Source organism: Methylobacterium sp. AMS5 (assembly GCF_001542815.1).
Lineage (GTDB): Bacteria > Pseudomonadota > Alphaproteobacteria > Rhizobiales > Beijerinckiaceae > Methylobacterium.
The window spans coordinates 2,251,717-2,269,999 of record NZ_CP006992.1 but is presented as its reverse complement, the minus strand read 5'-3'; the positions used below and the strand labels follow the sequence as shown (position 1 = coordinate 2,269,999).

Annotated in this window: 16 protein-coding genes and 1 tRNA gene; 5 read left to right on the top strand and 12 right to left on the bottom strand. The window is 68.5% G+C overall.

The annotated features are described in order from the left end of the window. Window positions 1–61 precede the first annotated feature (61 nt). Window positions 62–3,130, bottom strand: a complete 3,069-nt coding sequence (locus Y590_RS10245; RefSeq protein WP_060772242.1) for a glycosyltransferase — start codon at window positions 3,128–3,130, stop codon at window positions 62–64. Window positions 3,131–3,551: 421 nt separating this feature from the next. Between Y590_RS10245 and Y590_RS10240 the strand changes: the two genes are divergently transcribed. Together Y590_RS10240 and Y590_RS10235 are read left to right on the top strand one after the other, a co-directional pair. After that, a complete protein-coding gene (locus Y590_RS10240) occupies window positions 3,552–4,823 on the top strand; it encodes a hemolysin family protein (RefSeq protein ID WP_144439964.1) in 1,272 nt (423 codons plus the stop codon). 8 nt (window positions 4,824–4,831) lie between these two features. Next, window positions 4,832–5,539 (top strand): SIR2 family NAD-dependent protein deacylase, encoded by a 708-nt coding sequence (locus Y590_RS10235; protein WP_060769739.1) that lies wholly within the window; start codon window positions 4,832–4,834, stop codon window positions 5,537–5,539. A 114-nt stretch (window positions 5,540–5,653) separates the two neighbouring features. Here the strand turns inward: Y590_RS10235 and Y590_RS10230 are convergent, their stop codons facing one another. The 8 genes from Y590_RS10230 to Y590_RS10195 all read right to left on the bottom strand — a co-directional run bounded on the left by Y590_RS10230 (window position 5,654) and on the right by Y590_RS10195 (window position 14,829). Continuing rightward, window positions 5,654–6,400 (bottom strand): proteasome-type protease, encoded by a 747-nt coding sequence (locus Y590_RS10230; RefSeq protein WP_012253671.1) that lies wholly within the window; start codon window positions 6,398–6,400, stop codon window positions 5,654–5,656. Window positions 6,401–6,554: 154 nt separating this feature from the next. Further along, complete coding sequence (locus Y590_RS10225; protein WP_060769738.1) at window positions 6,555–7,415, bottom strand: transglutaminase family protein; 861 nt, start codon at window positions 7,413–7,415, stop codon at window positions 6,555–6,557. Between the two features lie 345 nt (window positions 7,416–7,760). Then, complete coding sequence (locus Y590_RS10220; RefSeq protein WP_286161885.1) at window positions 7,761–9,248, bottom strand: MFS transporter; 1,488 nt, start codon at window positions 9,246–9,248, stop codon at window positions 7,761–7,763. Between the two features lie 575 nt (window positions 9,249–9,823). Further along, window positions 9,824–10,768 (bottom strand): alpha-E domain-containing protein, encoded by a 945-nt coding sequence (locus tag Y590_RS10215; protein WP_060769737.1) that lies wholly within the window; start codon window positions 10,766–10,768, stop codon window positions 9,824–9,826. Window positions 10,769–10,875: 107 nt separating this feature from the next. Next, the gene (locus Y590_RS10210) at window positions 10,876–12,315 is read right to left on the bottom strand and encodes a circularly permuted type 2 ATP-grasp protein (protein ID WP_060772240.1); all 1,440 of its coding nucleotides are present in this window, start codon (window positions 12,313–12,315) and stop codon (window positions 10,876–10,878) included. Window positions 12,316–12,567: 252 nt separating this feature from the next. Next, complete coding sequence (gene radC, locus Y590_RS10205) at window positions 12,568–13,314, bottom strand: RadC family protein (protein WP_060769736.1); 747 nt, start codon at window positions 13,312–13,314, stop codon at window positions 12,568–12,570. Between the two features lie 13 nt (window positions 13,315–13,327). Next, on the bottom strand, window positions 13,328–14,182 hold the full coding sequence (gene map / locus Y590_RS10200; protein WP_060769735.1) for a type I methionyl aminopeptidase: 855 nt from the start codon (window positions 14,180–14,182) through the stop codon (window positions 13,328–13,330). 179 nt (window positions 14,183–14,361) lie between these two features. Further along, a complete protein-coding gene (locus tag Y590_RS10195) occupies window positions 14,362–14,829 on the bottom strand; it encodes a GNAT family N-acetyltransferase (RefSeq protein WP_060769734.1) in 468 nt (155 codons plus the stop codon). Between the two features lie 132 nt (window positions 14,830–14,961). On the opposite strand from Y590_RS10195, the gene Y590_RS10190 reads away from it, so the two are divergent. The 3 genes from Y590_RS10190 (at window position 14,962) to Y590_RS10180 (ending at window position 16,553) form a co-directional block, all read left to right on the top strand. After that, window positions 14,962–15,228: a zinc-finger domain-containing protein gene (locus Y590_RS10190; RefSeq protein ID WP_060769733.1), complete on the top strand. Its 267-nt coding sequence runs from the start codon at window positions 14,962–14,964 to the stop codon at window positions 15,226–15,228. A gap of 16 nt (window positions 15,229–15,244) precedes the next feature. Further along, window positions 15,245–16,432: an FAD-dependent oxidoreductase gene (locus Y590_RS10185; RefSeq protein WP_060769732.1), complete on the top strand. Its 1,188-nt coding sequence runs from the start codon at window positions 15,245–15,247 to the stop codon at window positions 16,430–16,432. A 34-nt stretch (window positions 16,433–16,466) separates the two neighbouring features. Then, a tRNA-Leu gene (locus tag Y590_RS10180) sits at window positions 16,467–16,553 on the top strand. Window positions 16,554–16,777: 224 nt separating this feature from the next. Here Y590_RS10180 and Y590_RS10175 read toward each other — a convergent pair. The 3 genes from Y590_RS10175 to Y590_RS10165 form a co-directional block, all read right to left on the bottom strand. Then, complete coding sequence (locus tag Y590_RS10175; RefSeq protein WP_060769731.1) at window positions 16,778–17,047, bottom strand: hypothetical protein; 270 nt, start codon at window positions 17,045–17,047, stop codon at window positions 16,778–16,780. Window positions 17,048–17,172: 125 nt separating this feature from the next. After that, complete coding sequence (locus Y590_RS10170) at window positions 17,173–17,685, bottom strand: DUF3060 domain-containing protein (RefSeq protein ID WP_060769730.1); 513 nt, start codon at window positions 17,683–17,685, stop codon at window positions 17,173–17,175. Between the two features lie 199 nt (window positions 17,686–17,884). Beyond that, complete coding sequence (locus Y590_RS10165; protein WP_060769729.1) at window positions 17,885–18,142, bottom strand: hypothetical protein; 258 nt, start codon at window positions 18,140–18,142, stop codon at window positions 17,885–17,887. Between the last annotated feature and the right edge of the window lie 141 nt (window positions 18,143–18,283).

Genomic DNA, 18,283 nt, shown 5'->3' with positions numbered 1-18,283 from the left:
AGGCGAGACCGCGCGAGACTCGCCTAGCTTGACCGTTGTAGCCGCTGAGTCGCAGCCCCGTCTATGACATGTGGCGGGATCGCGCGGCGCGCAGCCCGTCCCGGTGATCGACCGAAGCGGCCCCTTCCCTCCCCGCCTCGGGCGCGATGTTCGAGAGGGCGGCCGCGTCGAGGCCGTAATAATCTTCCAGGATCCGCGGGTAGACGGTCGGCCGAAACGGCTCGCGGGCGGCCCAGAGCGCGTCGATGGGAAGCGCGAGCAGGGCCGCGTTCAGCCGCTGCGGGTCGTCGGCCAGCGCGGGATCGAGGCGATGGCCCGCCCCGCTCGCGCGCAGCCGCTCGGCCTGGGCGCCGAGATCGAACACCACCGGCGGCACCCCGGCCGCCAGCGCGAGCGAGAGCGTGTAGCAGTAGGTCTCCGGCCAGATCGAGGGGAGCAGGACGAGGTCCGGATCGAGCCGGGCGATCTCGGCGAGCGCCGCCGCATCGCTGCCGTAGAGGCCGGTCTCGCGCACCCCCGCCGCCTCCATGGCGCGCGGCTCGGCAGAATGGCCGACGATCGTGAACACGATCGGCAATTGCCGCAACCGGGCGTCAAGGGCGAGGTTGTGGACGACGTCGTAGCCCTTGTGCGCGCCGATCGATCCGATCACCGCGACCCGCAGCGGCCCTTCCCGGCGCTGGCGCGCCTTGAGCTCGACACCGGCGAGCGTCTCCTCGTGCGGGCGCAGCGCGATGCGGTCGAGGTGCAACGTGCTGCCGATGCGATCCGCGAGATCGGCCGAGGGGGCGAACACCGTCCGGGCGCGGTCGAGGAACCCGGCCCAGTCCCGCCGCCGCTCGGCGGGATCGGGCAGCACGATCCCGTCGGCGTCGCGATCGAGGCGGATGCAGTCGCGGCAGGCGGCGGGCTCGGCCAGACGGCAAAAGACGCCGTCGGGCCGCACGAGGTTGTTGCGGTGGCAGACCGAGGCGTAGTCGTGCAGCGTCACGTCGTAGCCGGTCCCCGCCGCCTCGATCAGCCGCATCGCCGCGCGGGTCGAGGGGGCATCGAGTCCTGCCAGCGAGTGGACATGCACCATCGCCGGGGCGAGCCAGCCGATCAGCTCGGCGAGGAGATCCGCATCCCGGTCGAGGGAGAGCGGGTCGAGGATCGAGACGGGAAAGTCGATCCCGCCCGCCCCGTGCAGGCCGAGCCTGAACCCGCCGGGCTCGTCGGTGCGCAGGTAGACGACGGCGAGTCCGGCCTCGGCGAGCCGGGCGCTCAGCGCCTCGATATGGGTCTCGACGCCGCCACCCAGATCGTGGGTCACGATCAGGGCAATACCGCGCCCGGCGCTTGCTGCGGCGCGCTTGGCAAAGCGGGAGAGGTCGAGGCGGCGCCGGGCAAAGCGCGCAGGATCGAGCTCGATGTGGTTGTGGACCCGGCGCTGGTAGTCGGGGTGCTTGGTCAGGATCGCGCGGAAGATATCCGCACCCTTGGTCGCGAGCAGCGCGCCGAAGGAGACGCTGCCGGAATGGAACACGAAGATGTCGTGGGCCAGCACATTGGTGAAGCCCGCCTTGAGGGCGCGCATGCAGAAGTCGTTCTCTTCGCCGTAGCCGCGACCGAAGGTCTCGGCGTCGAGGAGCCCCACCGCCGCGATCGCCTCCCGGCGCATCGCCATGCAGAAGCCGACGCCGGTCGGCACCGGCGAACTCGTGCGGGCGTTGCAGACGCGGGTGAAGGCGTCGATCTCGGCGGGCGTGATCTCGAGCCGGGCCTGGTTGTCGACGTTCGGCCGCGGATAGCTGCAGATCGTGGCGTTGTTGGAGAACGGCGTGACCGTCGCGACACGGGGGTCGGCGTCGAGGTGCCAGAGCAGGCGGTCGAGCCAGTCGCCGTAGACGACGATGTCGGCGTTGAGGAGCACCACATCTTTGCCCGCGGCCTGGTCCAGACCGCGGTTGCAGGTCCGTACGAAGCCGAGATTCGCGTCGTTGACGAGGTGGGCGAACAGGCCCCGGCCTCCGAGCTCGGCCAAGGCCGCACTCAGGCGCGGATCGGGGCTGCAATCGTCGATGACGAGGAGGGCGAAGGCGGTGGCCTGCCCTGCGCTCAGCACCGAGTGGATCGCCCGCAGGGTGTCGTCGTAGCCCTTGTAGACGGGCATGATCAGCACGACCCGCGCCGCCGCGATGTCGGCGGCGGGCTTGGCCTGCTCCCACTCGGCCGGCGTCGGCGCGACCTGCGCGGGCCAGGTGCCGAGACCGAACGGTGTCGGCCGGAAGCCGCGCGGCTGACCCACCGCGAGATAGTGGAAGAACGGGTTCACCCCGGCGCCGATCTCCCGCCGGTAGTGCTTGCGGTAGAATCGCACCGAAAAGTCGGGGCTCGGGTCGCGGTCCTCGCGGGCGCCGAAATCGAGGAAATGGCGGACCGGATCGACGCCGGAGCGGCGGATGTCGGGATTGGTGTCGAGGTAGTGCTCCCGGTCGAAGGCCGCCGCCACCGTCTCGTAGATCTGCGCGTCGGAGGCTTCGGCCGGGTCCGCGGGCAGCATTGCGGCCTGCGGCTTGGCGCGCCGCGCGGGCGGGGCTGCGGCCTCCGAAGCCTGGAGCCGTCGCGTCGCGGCAAAATGATAGAGCGGGCTGACGCCGAGGCGCCGCATATGCGCGTGGCGCTGGAGGTAGGCATCACCCGAGAAGGCGTCGTTCGGGTCGAGCCCGCGCCGCCAGCCCTTGGTCAGGTAGTGGGTGAGCGGGTCCTCGCCTGCCTCGAGACCGGCGAGACGGGCATAATACGGCGCATCGAAATAGGGCTCGACCACGCCGGCCTGGAGCGCCGTAAAATCCGGGCCCGGCTGCGTCGCGACCCGAAGCCGCTCGGTCGGCGAGAGCCCCGCATAATGGAGAAGCGGGTTGATCGGCGCCCGGTCGGCGAGGTGGTAGTCGGCGTAGAACAACGTCGAGAACACCGCGGACGGGTCGCGGCCCTCCAGCCAGCCATGGTCGAGGTAGTGCCGAAGCGGGTCGCCGCCGCCCGAAGCCACGTCGGGATAGGCCGAGCGGTAGAAGGCGGGATCGAAGAAGGGGGCGGCCACCGCGGCATCGCGGCGCTTGGGCCGAAACAGCTTCGGCAGCTTGATCACGGCCACATTCCTCGACAACGCCAAAACCGGGCCCCGCACTGGGATCGGCCCTTCGAAATGCATGGAAACGAAGTGTGGCGCGGCCGGGGCGACATCCTTCCCCTATAGCATCGTCCCGAAGGGTAGCGGCCGGCTTCCACGAAAATGACGATGCGCGCGCCGATCGGGTGACGCAGGCGAGGTCGCCCACGCGAGAATGCGCCCGAACCTCTTCCCCCATAGAGGGGTTCGGCTCTAAGAGTGCCTCACAACACTCCCGATCACCGGACGTTTGTTTTCCGGGCGCGACGGCGCAGCGGGAATTTTGTGAGAGACACTCAGCATCGGTGCCGCCTCAGGGGCGGTCAGCAGTGCGGCTTGGCCCCGGGAGGGCACGATTTCGGACGGTCTCTGGTCTTCGGCGCTTGGCCTCGTCGCGGTCATCGCGCTCGTCTTAGCCAACGGCTTCTTCGTCGCGGCGGAATTCTCCCTCGTCGCGGTGCGGCGCAGCCGGGTCACCGAACTGGTCAACGAGGGCCGGCTCAATGCCAAGGCGCTTCAGCGCGCCACCGACCGGCTCGACGCGCATCTCGCCGCGACGCAGCTCGGCATCACGCTGTCCTCGCTGGCGCTCGGCTGGGTCGGCGAGCCGGCCCTGGCCCACCTGATCGAACCGCTGCTCTACTGGCTGCCGGAGAAAGCCGCCGGCCTCAGCGCCCATACGCTGGCCGTGGCGCTGGCCTTTGCCGTCATCACCACGTTGCACATCGTGCTGGGCGAGCTGGCGCCGAAAAGCCTCGCGCTCCAGCGCAGCGAGCGCACCGCACTCGTGATCGTGCGGCCGCTGACCCTGTTCCTGTTGGTCTTCGGCCCGGCGATCCATCTCCTCAACAGCCTCGGCAACGGGGTGCTGCGGCTCCTCGGCCTGAGGCCCGGCGAGGGCGAGGGAAACCTTCCCTCCCCGAAAGAACTCAGCCTGCTCGTCACCGCGAGCCACGAGGCGGGCCTGCTGCACGAGGCGCAGGAGGATGCGGTGGCGCGCATCCTCGCCATCGGCGAGCGGCGCATCCGCGAGATCATGACGCCGCGCAACGAGGTGGACTGGGTCGATCTCGACGATTCCCAGGAGCAGATCATCGAGGCGGTGCGCGCCTGCCGCCACGAGCAGCTCGTCGTGAGCCGGGCGCAGATCGACGACGTCGTCGGCGTGCTGCGCAAGCAGGATCTGCTCGACCAGTTCCTCGACGGCAAGCCCCTGGATGTGAGGGGAGCGACCCGCGAGCCCATCGTCGTCCACGAGGGTCTGGCGATTCTCAAGGTGCTGGAGATGTTCCAGACCAAGCCGGTGCGCATGGCGATCGTCGTCGACGAGTACGGTAGCCTGGAGGGCATCGTCACCCAGACCGACCTGCTGGAGGCGATGGCCGGCGAGATCCCCGAGCCCGGCGAGGAGCGGATGGTGGTCGAGCGCGAGGACGGCTCTCTGCTCATCGACGGCATGATATCGGCGACCGACGCGTTCGATCGCCTCGGCTTTCCCGAGCGACCGCGCTCGGACGACTTTTCCACGCTCGCCGGCTTCTTCATCGTCCAGCTCGGACGCATCCCGACGGAGGGCGATGCGATCGAGACCCAGGGCTGGCGGATCGAGGTCGTCGACATGGACGGGCGGCGCATCGACAAGGTCCTCGCCACGCGCCTGCCGGACGCTTGAGGCGCTCGATGACCAACATCTTCGTTCTGACGGGTGCCGGAATCTCCGCCGAAAGCGGGCTCGGCACGTTCCGCGACACGGACGGCGCGTGGGCCCGGTTCGACCCGATGCGCCTCGCGACGCCCGAAGGCTTCGCCGCCGATCCGGTGCTGGTCCACGACTTCTACAATCATCGCCGCCGCGACGCCCGCGCCGCCGCACCGAACCCTGCACATGGGGCGCTGGCCCGGCTGGAAGCGGGCTTGGCGGAGCGCGGCGGCCGGCTGTTCCTGTGCACGCAGAACATCGACGATCTGCACGAGCGGGCCGGCTCGCGCCACGTGGTGCACATGCACGGCGAGTTGCGGAAGGCCCGCTGCACCGCCTGCGCGACGGACACCGTCTGGCACGAGGATCTCACCGTCGAGACCCCATGCCCGCATTGCGGTCATAGCGGCGGGATGCGGCCCGACGTGGTTTGGTTCGGCGAGATGCCCCAGCACCTCGAAGCGATCGACGAGGCGCTCGCCGAGGCCGACCTGTTCGTGGCGATCGGCACCTCCGGTGCGGTCTACCCGGCGGCGGGCTACGTGGCGCAGGCCCGCGCCTTCGGCATCCCGACGCTCGCCCTCACGCTCGAGGCCGCCGACAATGCCGGCTTGTTCGAGGCGACCCGGCTCGGGCGCGCGAGCGAAACCGTGCCGGCCTTCGTCGAAGAGGTCTTGAGCGGCGCCTAATGCGTCTGCGCCGAGAGCCGTACCCGACCCCATTGCATCGGGCCGGCGCCTCTCGGCCCTTGTTGTGACGCGCCTTCTTTTGCCGAAGAGGCGTCCCCTTCGTCGGGATGCGCTTTAGCGCTGCGGCCCGTAGGGCGGGCGCGGAATCGCGCGGTGCGCCGCGCGGAGCGCCGCCGACCAGCGCTCGCGCAGATCGTGAAAGTAGCTCTCGCCGGCCTCGATGCGATGGCTCACTTCGAGGTCGAGGGCGCCGCGGCGCTGCACGGCGATGTCGATCGGCAGGCCGACGCCGAGATTCGAGCGCATGGTCGAATCCATCGAGACGAGGCCCACCTTCAGCGCGTCGTAGAGGTCGGTCTCGAAGGTCACGGCCCGGTCGAGGATCGGCTTGCCGTATTTGTGCTCGCCGATCTGGAGGAACGGCGCCTCGCGGCTGCACTCGATGAAATTGCCGGCCGAGTAGATCATGAACAGCCGCATCGGCTCGGTGCCGATCTGACCACCGAACAGGAACGAGACCTCCATGCGCAGGTTGGCTGCCTCGAACCCGGCCGCCTCGATCTCGCGTACCCGGCGAATCGCCCGGCCGACGAGCTGGGCCGCCTTGAACATCGTGGCCGCGTCCTTGAGCTTGGCCGGCGTCTCGCCCTCGATGTCGTCCACGCCCTCGCGGAGCATGCTGAGCACCGATTGCGTCATGGACAGGTTGCCGGCCGAGGCCAGCATCATCACGCGCTCATTCGGCGTGTTGAACATGTGCAGCTTGCGGAAGGTCGAGATGTTGTCGAGCCCCGCATTGGTGCGGGTGTCGGCGATCATCACCAGCCCGTCCTCGACGAGCACTCCGACGCAGTAGGTCATGGCGGTCGCCGCCTCAGGCAGGAGCCCGTGCGCCGGGCAGGTTCAGGCGGCTCGCATCGCACGCTCCGAGCCGGCCCGGCAAGACAACTTTTTTTAAAAGCCGGACCCAAGGCCCGGTGCCGGCTCGGCCTTGGCCCAAGCTCTGGCCAAGACTTTAGCTTTGACTCTGGCTCTGCTGACCGTGGCCCTGAGACTGCGATTGGGAATGCACCTGCTCGACGCGCAGGGCCACGTCGAGGGTTTCGGTGCCTCCGCCGACGCGGCTGCCGCGGATCGGCGCGGCGCCGAGATAGTCGAGGCCGACGGCGACGCGCACATGCGCCTCGGTCGCGGAGATGCCGTTGGCCGGGTCGAACCCGATCCAGCCGAGGCCCGGCACCAGTGATTCCGCCCAGGCATGCCCCGCCTTCTGGTCGTCGGCGCCGTCGTCGCGGCGGAAATAGCCGGAGACGTAGCGCGACGGGATCTCCAGATGCCGGGCAGCGGCGAGGAAGATGTGGGTGAGATCCTGGCACACGCCCTTCCCGACCTCGAAGGATTGGGCGGCACTGGTGCTGGCGCTGGTCGGGCCCGGTTCGAAGGTCACGGTGTCGTGGACGGCGGCGAGCAAGCGGTGCAGCATCGGCAGCGCATCACGCTCCCCCTTGCCCGCGACCCTCTCCGCGAAGGCCTTGAGTTCCGGGCTCGCCTCGGTCAGCGGGGTGTCGCGCAGGTAGAACAGATCGGGGAGGCGCTCCACCGCGCCGCGCACGACACCGCTGGTCTCGAAGGTTTCGATCTCGCCGGTCACCCGCACGGTGAGCGCGTCGGTGGGATCGTCGGCGGTGAACCAGTGGACGAGATTGCCGAACCCGTCCTCGCGCGCGGTGAGCCGTCCGTTGACGGAGGGCTCGATCCGCCACTCGCGCACATGCTGACCGTCATGGTCACGGGGCGTCAGCCGCAGGATCTGAATCAGGCCCCGCGCGGGCTGCTGGTACGTATAGACCGTATCGTGGACGATCCGGATGCGCATGCCTTGATCCTGCCGGGACGACTTGCGGCAAGCTAGGGCAAGGACGGCACTTTGGAAATCGGGAAGCTTGCTCAAAGCTTTGGCAGAGCGCGTTTTCTCGGCGGACCCCATCATGGATCGGCCCCGGCCCATGGATGGCGGCGCAAGCACGATTTCGGCGGTCATTACGGCCGGTCGTATCGCAGCTCCCGGTACAACGAGGGGCGGCGATACGACAGGTACGGCGACTGACCGCACGGCGCTTCGCTTCGAGCGGGGCGCTCCGAGATTCGACCCTGAGCGACGCGAGAGTGCGAGAAGCCCGTGCCCGATGAAGACAGCACGGGTTCTGGCAGGATCCGCTGTTCAGGCCATCCGGCCCCGCACGGCCCTGCCCGGCCCCGGCAGTCCCGGTCCGCTGCCGACCGAACCTGGGTTGTCGCTCCGGACGAGGTCGTGCGCCTCCTGCTCGCTCGCCGCGGCCGGCGGCGAGCCCCACATGCGCTTGCCGTTGGGTTCGCGGATGAGGAGGATCGAGACCACGCCGATCACGCCGGCGATCATCAGGTAATAGGCGGGCCAATTGAGGTCGCCGGTATACGCCACGAGCGATCCGACGACGACCGACGTCGTTCCGGCGAAGAGCGAGACGGACACGTTGAACGAGATCGAGAGACCGCTCGCCCGCAGGTTCGTGGGGAAGAGGGCCGGCAACGTCGAAGGCATCGTGGCGCTGAAGCAGATCAGCAGCAGCCCCATGATCAGCAGGCCGAGGAAGACCGCGGCCTCGCTCTGACTGCGGATCAGCAGGATCATCGGCAGGGCCATGACCACGAGGCCGACCGCCCCGATCAGAGCGAAGGGCTTGCGTCCGAAGCGGTCGGACAGGCGGCCGATAAACGGGATCGACAGGAGCGCGAGCACCATCACCGTAATCTGCAGAACCTGAGACTCCGTCGGCGAGATGCCGCCGGCCTGCTGCATCATCGGCAAGGTCTGCGTGACGTAGGTCGGCATGTAGGAGGTCAGCATGTAGTTCGGCACGTTCCAGGCCAGTGCGAGCCCCATGCAGACGAGGACGTAGGGCCAGAGGACCAGGATATCCTTCGCGGTCTGTCCCGCGCGCAGACGCCTCTCGCGATCCTCCGTCTCCTGTTCGAGGGCGGCGAAGGCGGGGGTCTCGGCGAGCTGCGAACGCAGGTAGACGCCGACGAGGCCGAGCGGCAGGGCCAGAAAGAAGGGCAGACGCCAGCCCCAATCGAGCAGTTGCTGCTCGGTCAGGGCGAGACCCGCCACGGTCACGACGATCGCGCCCAGCAGGTAGCCGGTGAAGGTGCCGAACTCCAACCAACTCCCGAGATAGCCCCGCCGCCGGTCGGGGGCGTACTCGGCGATGAAGGTCATGGCGCTCCCGTACTCGCCGCCGGTGGAGAAGCCCTGGATCAGACGGGCAACGAGAAGGAGAAGGGGCGCGGCGATGCCGATGCTGTCCTGACTGGGAATGCAGCCGATCGCGAAGGTGCCGACGGCCATCAGGATCATCGTGGCCGCAAGAACCTTGTTGCGGCCGATCCGGTCGGCCAGCGGGCCGAAGAACATGCCGCCGAGCGGCCGGATCAGGAAGGCGACGGCAAACAGCCCGAAGGTCGCGATCTCCCCCATCGTGTGGGAGAGATTCGAGAAGAACACCTTCTGGATCGTCGGCTCGAAGAACGCATAGACGCCGAAATCATACCACTCGGCGACATTCCCGATCGAAGCCGCCGAGATCGCGCGACGGATCGTCGACGGCTCGGTGACGGTACAGTCCGAGGCCTTCCAATCCTTCTCGGCATCAACATGCATCGACAGCATCGTTTGCAGATCCTCACAGGGCCGGCCGAGCGGAACAAGGTTTTGGCAGGAAATTCATCGCGCATATGCGCCGCCCGCTCTTCGAGCGCCGCAGCGGTCGAACGGGAGTCGATGTCAGTCGGAGGACGGCCGGCGATCGTCTCCCCAAAATGCACGGTCGATTATTTTTATGCTTTGCAGCCGTGCCGGGCGCCCGCTCAGGCGACGACCTGCAACAATGTTGATGGAGTGTCGGAGCCGGACTTGCCGTGAACCGACACATTTTTCCAGTTTTATGCCCGCTCGGGTGCTTTACTCGACAAACCCGATGTGCGGCGCGGCAATCTCGGCCGCCATCTTTGGCCCTACACGCCGAGAACAGGTATCATGCGTCTTCGCGCGATGGCGGGGCGCCGCGCGGTCGCTCGGCCTCGGAACCCCGTCGCCGATCACCCTCAGGCCAGCTTTCGAGCGCCTCTCCCGAAACCGGTCGGTGCCTTTCGGGAGGGCGGATTTCGGCTTCGCTCGGGCAGAGCGCAGGCTCCCTGATACGGCGTCCGCTGAATCGAAACGGAGGCCGTATCAGGGAGCCTCTCTCACACCAGATACTGCTCGCTGATGGCGGCGCCGAGACTGTTGTTCTCGACGATGAAGCCCTGGATGAACTCGTGGAGGCCGGAGGCGAAGACGCGCTCGATTTCAGCGCTGCGAAGCTTCGCCCGCAGATTGCTCGCAAGCCGCTGGCTCTCGCCACGGCGACCGTAGGCGTCGGCGATCAGATCGAGATGCTCCACCAGCATGCGGTAGCAACTCGCGAGCGAGCGCGGCATCTCGGGGTTGAGGATCAGCAGGTCGGCGACGAGAACCGGCTTGATGCTCTCGCGGTAGACCCAGTGGTAGGCGTTGAAGGCCGAGACCTCGCGCAGGATCGTCGTCCACTGGAAGTAGTCGAGCGAGCCGCCGACCCGCTCCGAGGCCGGCAGCAGGATCTGGTACTTCACGTCGAGGATGCGCGCGGTGTTGTCCGCCCGCTCGATCGCCGTGCCGGCGCGGGTGAACCAGTAGGCGTCGTTGCGCAGCATCGTCCGGTAGGCCGAGCCGTCGAAGGTCAGCGAGACGCGCTTCACCCAGTCGAGGAACTGCGTGAACTCGTCGCGCGAGAGGTCGCGGCCCTCGTAGGACCGTAGTTCGAGATAGGCGCCGTTGATCGTGTCCCACATCTCGGTGGTGAGCGCCGTGCGGATCGAGCGGGCGTTCTCCCGCGCGGTGGCGATGCAGGAGCGGATCGAGGACGGGTTGTGGGGCGAGAAGGCGAGGAAGTTGCAGACCGTGTGCTCGTTGACCGAATCGTAGAGCGTCTTGAACAGCTCGGGATCGCCCGCCGAGGACAGGGCGGAGGCCCACTCGTTCGAGGTGCGTCCGCCGTAGCTCGACGGCAGGGCCGCCAGCCGCAGCGCCGCGTCGAGGATGCGGGCCAGGAAATCCGCGCGCTCGGCGTAGCGCGAGAGCCAGTAGAGGTTGTCGGCAGTCCGGGACAGCATGGCGTCAGCTCGCGGGCGCGTTGGCGACCAGGGCGGCAGATGCGCGGTGTTTCATCACCGACGCTGCCCGGCCCGCCTGAAGATTGCGAAAGTATCGGGCGAAGCGCTCAGGCATCGAGCACCCAGGTATCCTTGGTGCCGCCGCCCTGGCTCGAATTGACCACGAGCGAGCCTTCCTTCAGGGCAACCCGGGTCAGGCCGCCGGGCACGATGCGGATCTCGTCGGCGCCGGCCAGCACGAACGGGCGCAGATCGACGTGGCGCGGGGCGACGCCCGAGGCGACGAAGGTCGGGCAGGTGGAGAGCGAGAGCGTCGGCTGGGCGATGAAGTTGTCGGGCGCGTGGCGCAGCTTCTTCGCGAATTCGTCGATCTCGCGCCGCGTCGCGTGCGGGCCCACCAGCATGCCGTAGCCGCCCGAGCCGTTGACCTCCTTCACAACGAGGTCCTTGAGGTTGTCCATCACGTAGGAGAAGGCGTCCTTCTCGCGGCAGCGATGGGTCGGCACGTTGTGCAGGATCGGCTCCTCACCGGTGAAGAACTTCACGATTTCCGGCATGTAGCTGTAGACCGCCTTGTCGTCCGAGATACCGGTGCCGACGGCGTTCGACAGGGTGACGTTGCCCCGCTCGTAGGCGTTCATCAGCCCGGGCACGCCAAGCACCGAGTCCGGCCGGAAGACGAGCGGATCGAGGAAGTCGTCGTCGAGGCGACGGTAGATCACGTCGACCCGGCGCGGCCCCTCGGTGGTGCGCATGTAGACGACCTCGTCCTTGGTGAAGAGGTCGCCCGCCTCCACCAGTTCGACGCCGAGTTTGTCGGCCAGGAAGGAGTGCTCGTAGAAGGCCGAGTTGTAGCGGCCGGGCGTCAGCAGGACGACGGTCGGGTCCCGCGTGGCGGAAGCCGGGGCGAGGCTGCGCAGGGTCGCAAGCAGGGCGTCGGGATAGTTCTCGACCGGCGCGACGCGATGGCGGGAGAACAGCTCGGGGAAGAGCCGCATCATCACCTCGCGGTTCTCCAGCATATAGGAGACGCCGGATGGGGTGCGGGCGTTGTCCTCCAGCACGAAGAAGTCCTTCTCGCCGGTCCGCACGATGTCGATGCCGGCGATGTGGACGTAGAGATCGTGCGGCACGTCGAAGGCGCGCATCTCCATGCGGTAATGCGGGTTGCGGTAGACGAGGTCGGCCGGGATGATACCGGCCTTGATGCATTCCTCGGCGCCGTAGATGTCGTTGATGAAGGCGTTGAGCGCGGTGACCCGCTGCTTCAGGCCCCGCTCGAGGAAGTCCCATTCGGGCTTGGTCAGCACCCGCGGGATGATGTCGAACGGGATCAGCCGCTCGGTCGATTCGTTGGCGCCGTAGACCGCGAAGGTGATGCCGATGCGCCGGAACAGCATCTCGGCCTGGCTGCGGCGGGTGTTGAAATGCTCCGGCGGCGTCTTGTCGAGCCACGACTTGAGGATGTCGTAGGCCTCCCGCACGACAACCGGATCGGGCTGGCCCGTTCCTGTCCCGTTCATCTCGTCGAACGCCGTCTGCGCCATCCGCGCGAATCCCCCTGCGATGTCGTCCGAGCGGAGCAAGAGGCAGGCCACGCGGCGGACGTTCCGCCGGCCCCGCAACCCCGTGCCCCGCCGCCGCCGCGGCACGCCGCACCCGCGGCCCTGCGATCGATGTAGCGGAAGCCGCGCGCAATCCCATCCCTCGAAGCGACGCTTCGTTGCAGGATCGCACAACCAGTCATGGAAAATTTTGCCGACACGGCCGGCAGGCTCGGCGGGGAGCACGTCTGCGGCTCAGATCAGCTTGAGGCCCTTGAGGCTCGCATGCCCGTCGCGGCCCAGGATGACGTGGTCGTGCACCACGATGCCGAGCGGACCGAGCACCGAGACGATCTCCCGGGTCATGCGGATATCGGCGTTCGACGGCGTCGGATCGCCGGAGGGGTGGTTGTGGGCGAGGATGATCGCGGTGGCGGAGAGTTCGAGCGCCCGCCGCGCCACCTCGCGGGGATAGACCGGGGTGTGATCGACGGTGCCGCGCCCCTGCACCTCGTCGGCGATGAGGTGGTTGCGCCGGTCGAGGAACAGCAGGCGGAACTCCTCGCGGCCCGAGAACGCCATGGTGGCGCGCAGATATTCGAGGAGCGCGCTCCACGCGGAGAGCAGCGGTCGCTCAACGATGGCGCCGCGGGCGAGCCGCCGGCCCGCGGCCTCGATCAGCTTGAGGTCGGCGACAACCCCGGCGCTGATCCCCTCGACCTCCGCGAGCCGGGCGGGATCGGCGCTGAGCACCTCGGCGAACGAGCCGAAGCGGTGGATCAGCGCCTTGGCGAGCGGTTTGACGTCCCGCCGCGGGATTGCCCGGAACAGGGTGAGTTCGAGCAGTTCGTAATCGGCCAGTGCCTCGGCGCCGTGATCGGCGAAGCGGGTGCGCAGGCGCTCGCGGTGGCCGTGATAATGCCGGGCCTCCCCGGCTGGGGCCGGAGCCCCCGCCTCGGAGAGGCTCGGCGGGCCGGGTGGTTCGGCCGTTCGGCGGGCCATCCCCGTCGGGCCGTCAGTCGGCCTGCGCGCCGTGCGCCTCGAGACCATGCGGCTTGGGCTGATCGAGGCCTTTGGGCGAGAGCGTGAAGATCTCGTAGCCATCCTCGGTCACCGCCACCGTGTGCTCGAACTGCGCCGACAGCGACCGGTCGCGGGTCACGGCGGTCCATCCGTCGGAGAGCACCTTCACCGCAGGCCGACCGAGATTGATCATCGGCTCGATGGTGAAGAACTGGCCGGCTTTGAGCGGCACATCGTAGCTCGCCTCGACGTAGTGCAGGATGGTCGGCGCGTCGTGGTAGACGCGGCCGAGCCCGTGGCCGCAGAAATCGCGCACCACCGAGCAGCGCTCGGATTCCGCGTAGGTCTGGATCGCACGGCCGATATCGTTGGTGGAGCCGCCGGGCTTCACCGCGCGAATGCCGCGCATCAGCGCCTCGTAGGTGATCTCGCACAGGCGCTGCGCCTTGCGCGGCACCTCGCCGATATAGGCCATGCGGCTCGAATCCCCGTGCCAGCCGTCGAGGATCAGGCAGCAATCGAGATTGACGATGTCGCCCTCGCGCAGGGGCTTGTCGTTGGGAATGCCGTGGCAGACGACGTGATTGATCGAGGTGCAGATCGATTTGCGGTAGCCGCGGTAGAACAGCGAGGCCGGATAGGCACCGTGATCCATGCCGAACTCGAAGGCGAGCCGATCGAGATGCTCCGTCGTCACGCCGGGCTGGGCGGCCTCGACCAGGAGATCGAGCGCCTCCGCGGTGAGGCGGCCGGCGCGGCGCATGCCCTCGAACCCCTCCGGTCCGTGGATCGGCGGCTCCGGGGCGCGGCGCCCGCCTTCGGCGACGGCTTGCTCTTCACGGCTCATGGGAGATCGGGCGCTTAGCGAGGGACGTTCGAGGCGGACGCTCTCGTCTTACGCCGCCCCAGGGCCGGCGCCAACCCGCGCGCGCCCGAGCATGAATGCCTTTCGCGCTGTTCGATTGGACCGACCGCACCTTGGTTCGTTCCGGGCCGAGCCAGTGGGGCGGCCAATCGGGAGTCACATCAAATCAGCGCACCTTGTCGGACGATGCGTTTGGTCATCGCCACAAAGCCCTCGGCTTGTCCGAGGAGGACCGGCGCATCCCTCGTCAGTCGTATCCATCCCGCCGACGAATAGAACCCTTCGGCATCCGACGCCGCGCTGACGAACAGCCTGCCGAGGCCAAGCGCTCTCGCGTAATCCGCCACCATCGCGTCGAGCACGCGGCCATGCCCGCTCCTGCGAAGGGGGGCCGTGATGGCCACGAGTCTGACGATCCCTGTCCCGTTCCCGAGGTCGTCGAGGCGCGTGGTGCCGATGCCCGCTTCATCCCGCTTCAAGAGCAGGGCGTGGTGGTTCGGGAAAAGCTCCTCAGGCCGGGCATCGTCATAACCAACCCGTCCCCTTTCCTCCCACAACGAGGAGCGACGAATGGCATGGTAGACCTGCCGATCGGACGGTTCGGCGACGCGAACAAGAGAGTACCGCATCGGGCCGGCGCCTCCCGCGAAAGGCCGCGGCCTCGCAGGCGCGCGTCTTCAGACCGTCGGCAGATCGAAGCGGGACCCTAGGCGTGCGGCCGCGAACGCGCTAGACCACGGCCTCGGTTTCAGGGACGTGCGATGGCTGACAAGGCGGTTCCCCACTTCCACAATCAGGCCGGCGTGACCGTGATCGCGGTGGGCTCGAAGGAGTTCATGTGCATCGGGGCGCTGCCCCCGTTCGATCATCCGCACGTCTTCCTCGACATGGGCAGCGACACCGAGATCATCTGCCAGTATTGCTCGACCCTGTTCCGCTACGACCCGAAGCTGACGCCGGGCACGGCGGAGCCGGCCGGGTGCGTGTGGCACGGCGAGACGCCCGACAACACGTCCAAGGCCGCCTGACCGGGCCGGGCCGTCCGTGGCGGCGCTCTCCATCGTCATCGTCGGCGCCGGGATCGGCGGGCTCACCGCCGCGCTGGCGCTCGCCAGGGCCGGCCACGCCGTCACGCTGATCGAGCGGCGCACCGGGTTCTCCGAGGTCGGCGCCGGCCTCCAGCTCTCGCCGAACGCCAGCGCGGTGCTGATCGGCCTCGGGCTCGGCGCGGCCCTGCGCCGGGCGGGCGACGAGCCGCCGGGCGTCACCGTGCGCGCGCTGACCACCGGCCGCGTCGTCGGCGGCATCCGCTTGGGCGCCAGCATCCGCGAGCGTCACGGCGCACCCTACTACGTTCTGCATCGCGCCGACCTGCAGACGATCCTGCTCGATGCCGTGCGCGGGCGCCCCGGCATCCGCCTCTGCGTCGGGCGCGAGGTGTCGGGCCTGGGCGAGACCGAGGACGGCGTCAGCCTGACGATGCGCAGCATCGACGGCGACCGCACCGAGACCCTCGACGCCGACCTCGTCATCGGTGCCGACGGCGTGCGCTCGAGCCTGCGACAGCACTTCGACACGCGCCCGCTGCGGCTCCACCGCCAAGCGGCGTGGCGGGCGGTGATCCCGCGCGAGGCCGCGCCCGAGGCGCTTCAGGGCGCCGAAACGGGGCTCTGGCTCGGGCACCGGCGGCACGTCGTCCACTACCCGATCAACGGCGGCAAGCGGCTCAACGTGGTGGCGATCGTCCCGGAGCGCGAGGGCGACGAGGATTGGGGCCGGATCGGCGACCCGATGGTCCTGCGCGACCATTTTCCCGATGCGGCCCCGCCGCTGACGGAGTTGCTGACCCTTCCCGATAGCTGGATGGTGTGGTCGCTGGTGGACCGGCCGGCGGTGCGGCCGATGGCGCGGGGCCGGATCGCGCTTCTGGGCGACGCCGCCCATCCGGTGCTGCCGTTCCTGGCCCAGGGCGCGGCGCTCGCCATCGAGGACGCTGCGGTGCTGGCGGCGAGCCTGTCCGCCGGGGCGAGCGTGCCTGAATCGCTTTCGGCCTACGCCGCGGCGCGCCAATCCCGCGTGCGGGCGGTGCAACGGGCCGCCCGCCGCAACGGGCGCTTCTACCATGCCGGCCGGCTGATCGGCTTCGCCCGGGACACGGTAATGCGCCGCACCGGGCCCGAAGGCATGAGCGCGCGCTACGCCTGGGTCTACGGCTGGCACCCACCCGCTTGATCTGGCCTCACCGGACCGCTACCGCTGCGCCGATGCGGACGTGGCGAAACCGGTAGACGCACGAGACTTAAAATCTTGCGGCCGCAAGGCTGTGCGGGTTCGAGTCCCGCCGTCCGCACCAATTTTCTGAAATTCCAAGTCTTTCCAGCAAGTCTTGCCGGCAAGAGGCGGGCAGGAAGGTAATTTTCCTGCGCTTTCCGCCGAGGAGAGCGCATGGGCTCGCGAAAGGGGCCTAAACAGCCGGCTGCACCTGCGATCGAAGGCCACCAGAGGATTTCGAGAGCCCCGGGCGGTCTTCTTGGAAGGGCCGGGAGCGGCCATCACCCCCGGCTCTCTCAGCCTCGATTACCGGGCCGGACGCTCGCGGACGGTCCGCTCTTCGCGCCGCTCGATGCGATCCTCACGGCGGACATCGGGATCGACCCCGAGCACGCCGCCGACCGTGCCGGTCGCGGCCCCGACGGCACCGCCCACGACGCCGCCGACCGGGCCGGCGGCGCGGTTGCCGTCTTCCACGCCGCGTTCAGCGCCGCGAAGGGTCCCCTGAGCCTGGGCCGTCGCGGACAGAGCGAGCGGGGAAAGAACGAGGGCAGAGGCGAGCAATAGCCGCTTCATCGGGTTGGCTCCTGAATCGGTGCGCCGGCGGTAAGCCGCGCTTCACAGGACTAACTTCCGAGCCGGGCGATGGTGCCGAATGCCGGGATCATCCGTCCACTCAGCGGCTTTCGCAAAGAGGCGCCCTACGGCTTCCGCTTGATGACGTTCTTGGCTCCGGATGCCGTCACATCGGGGTTCGGGGCGCCCTCGCTGCGCGTCCACTCCACGACATGGTCCGCGCCGTTCACCTGCAGCTGCGTGGGTCCGGCGAGGAGGAGCGAGACGCGATTGTTGGCACCCGACGTATCCAGCTTACCGGGGGCGCTGCCGCCTCCCAGCGTCGCCGTGACGATGTTCTGAGTCACGCTGACGGTCACATCCTGGGCCCTGCCGCCCTTCACCGTGTTGTCCATGCCGGACACGAAGAGCGCCTTTCCCTCTTCGAAGCTCACCTTGTGCTTCGACCCGTGCACGGTGATGACCCCGCATCGTCCGGTCAGCGCGATCTCATTCTCAGCGCCATAGACCCCCACATCCTTCCCGTGACAATCGACATCGCGACTGATCCCGACGCCTTCGATGGTGAGTTCATCGGCGTGTGCGATGCCCAGGGGAGCCATCGCCGCAGCGAGGATCACGGGCAGGAGACGCGGCATCGAACCATCCTGGGCACTTTTCGGGCTGCCGATGAGAGCAAACCGCCCCATCCACGTCAAACGGTCACGCTGAGGATGCGTCCGGGCCGCCATGCCCATTCCCCGTCATCCGTTCGGCAGGATGGATTGCGCTTCGGCGGGGCCCGTCCCTGCACAATGGGTCGCATCCTCGCGTGTCGCGCCGACCGGGCGACAGGTCTCACCGGGTGGCCGGAGCGGGGGTCGGCTGAGCGGGCTCTCGCGGGGCCGGCTGCGGATTGCCGGAATTCTGAGCCTCGGGAGACGGCGCCGGTTGCTGCGGCGGCGGGTTTCCCGGCTGTCCCTCGTTGAGGGCTTGGTTGGCCTCGGTCTGTAGCTTGTCGGCGGTCTGCTGGCTGATGAGCCCGTAGGAGACGGCCGCGGCGAGCGCCACCGCGATGACCGCGCCGAGCAGGGTTCTCTTGAGCTTGTCCGGCATCAGGGGCGGCCCTCGCATCAGCGCGGCTGCGAGCGCGCGATCTCGGCGAGAGAACAGGGGGCGGGACGATGCGTTCCGGTGGTCACGATGGCGGTTCGGCAACGGACCTCGACGGGCTGCATCGAACGCCCGGGAGACACG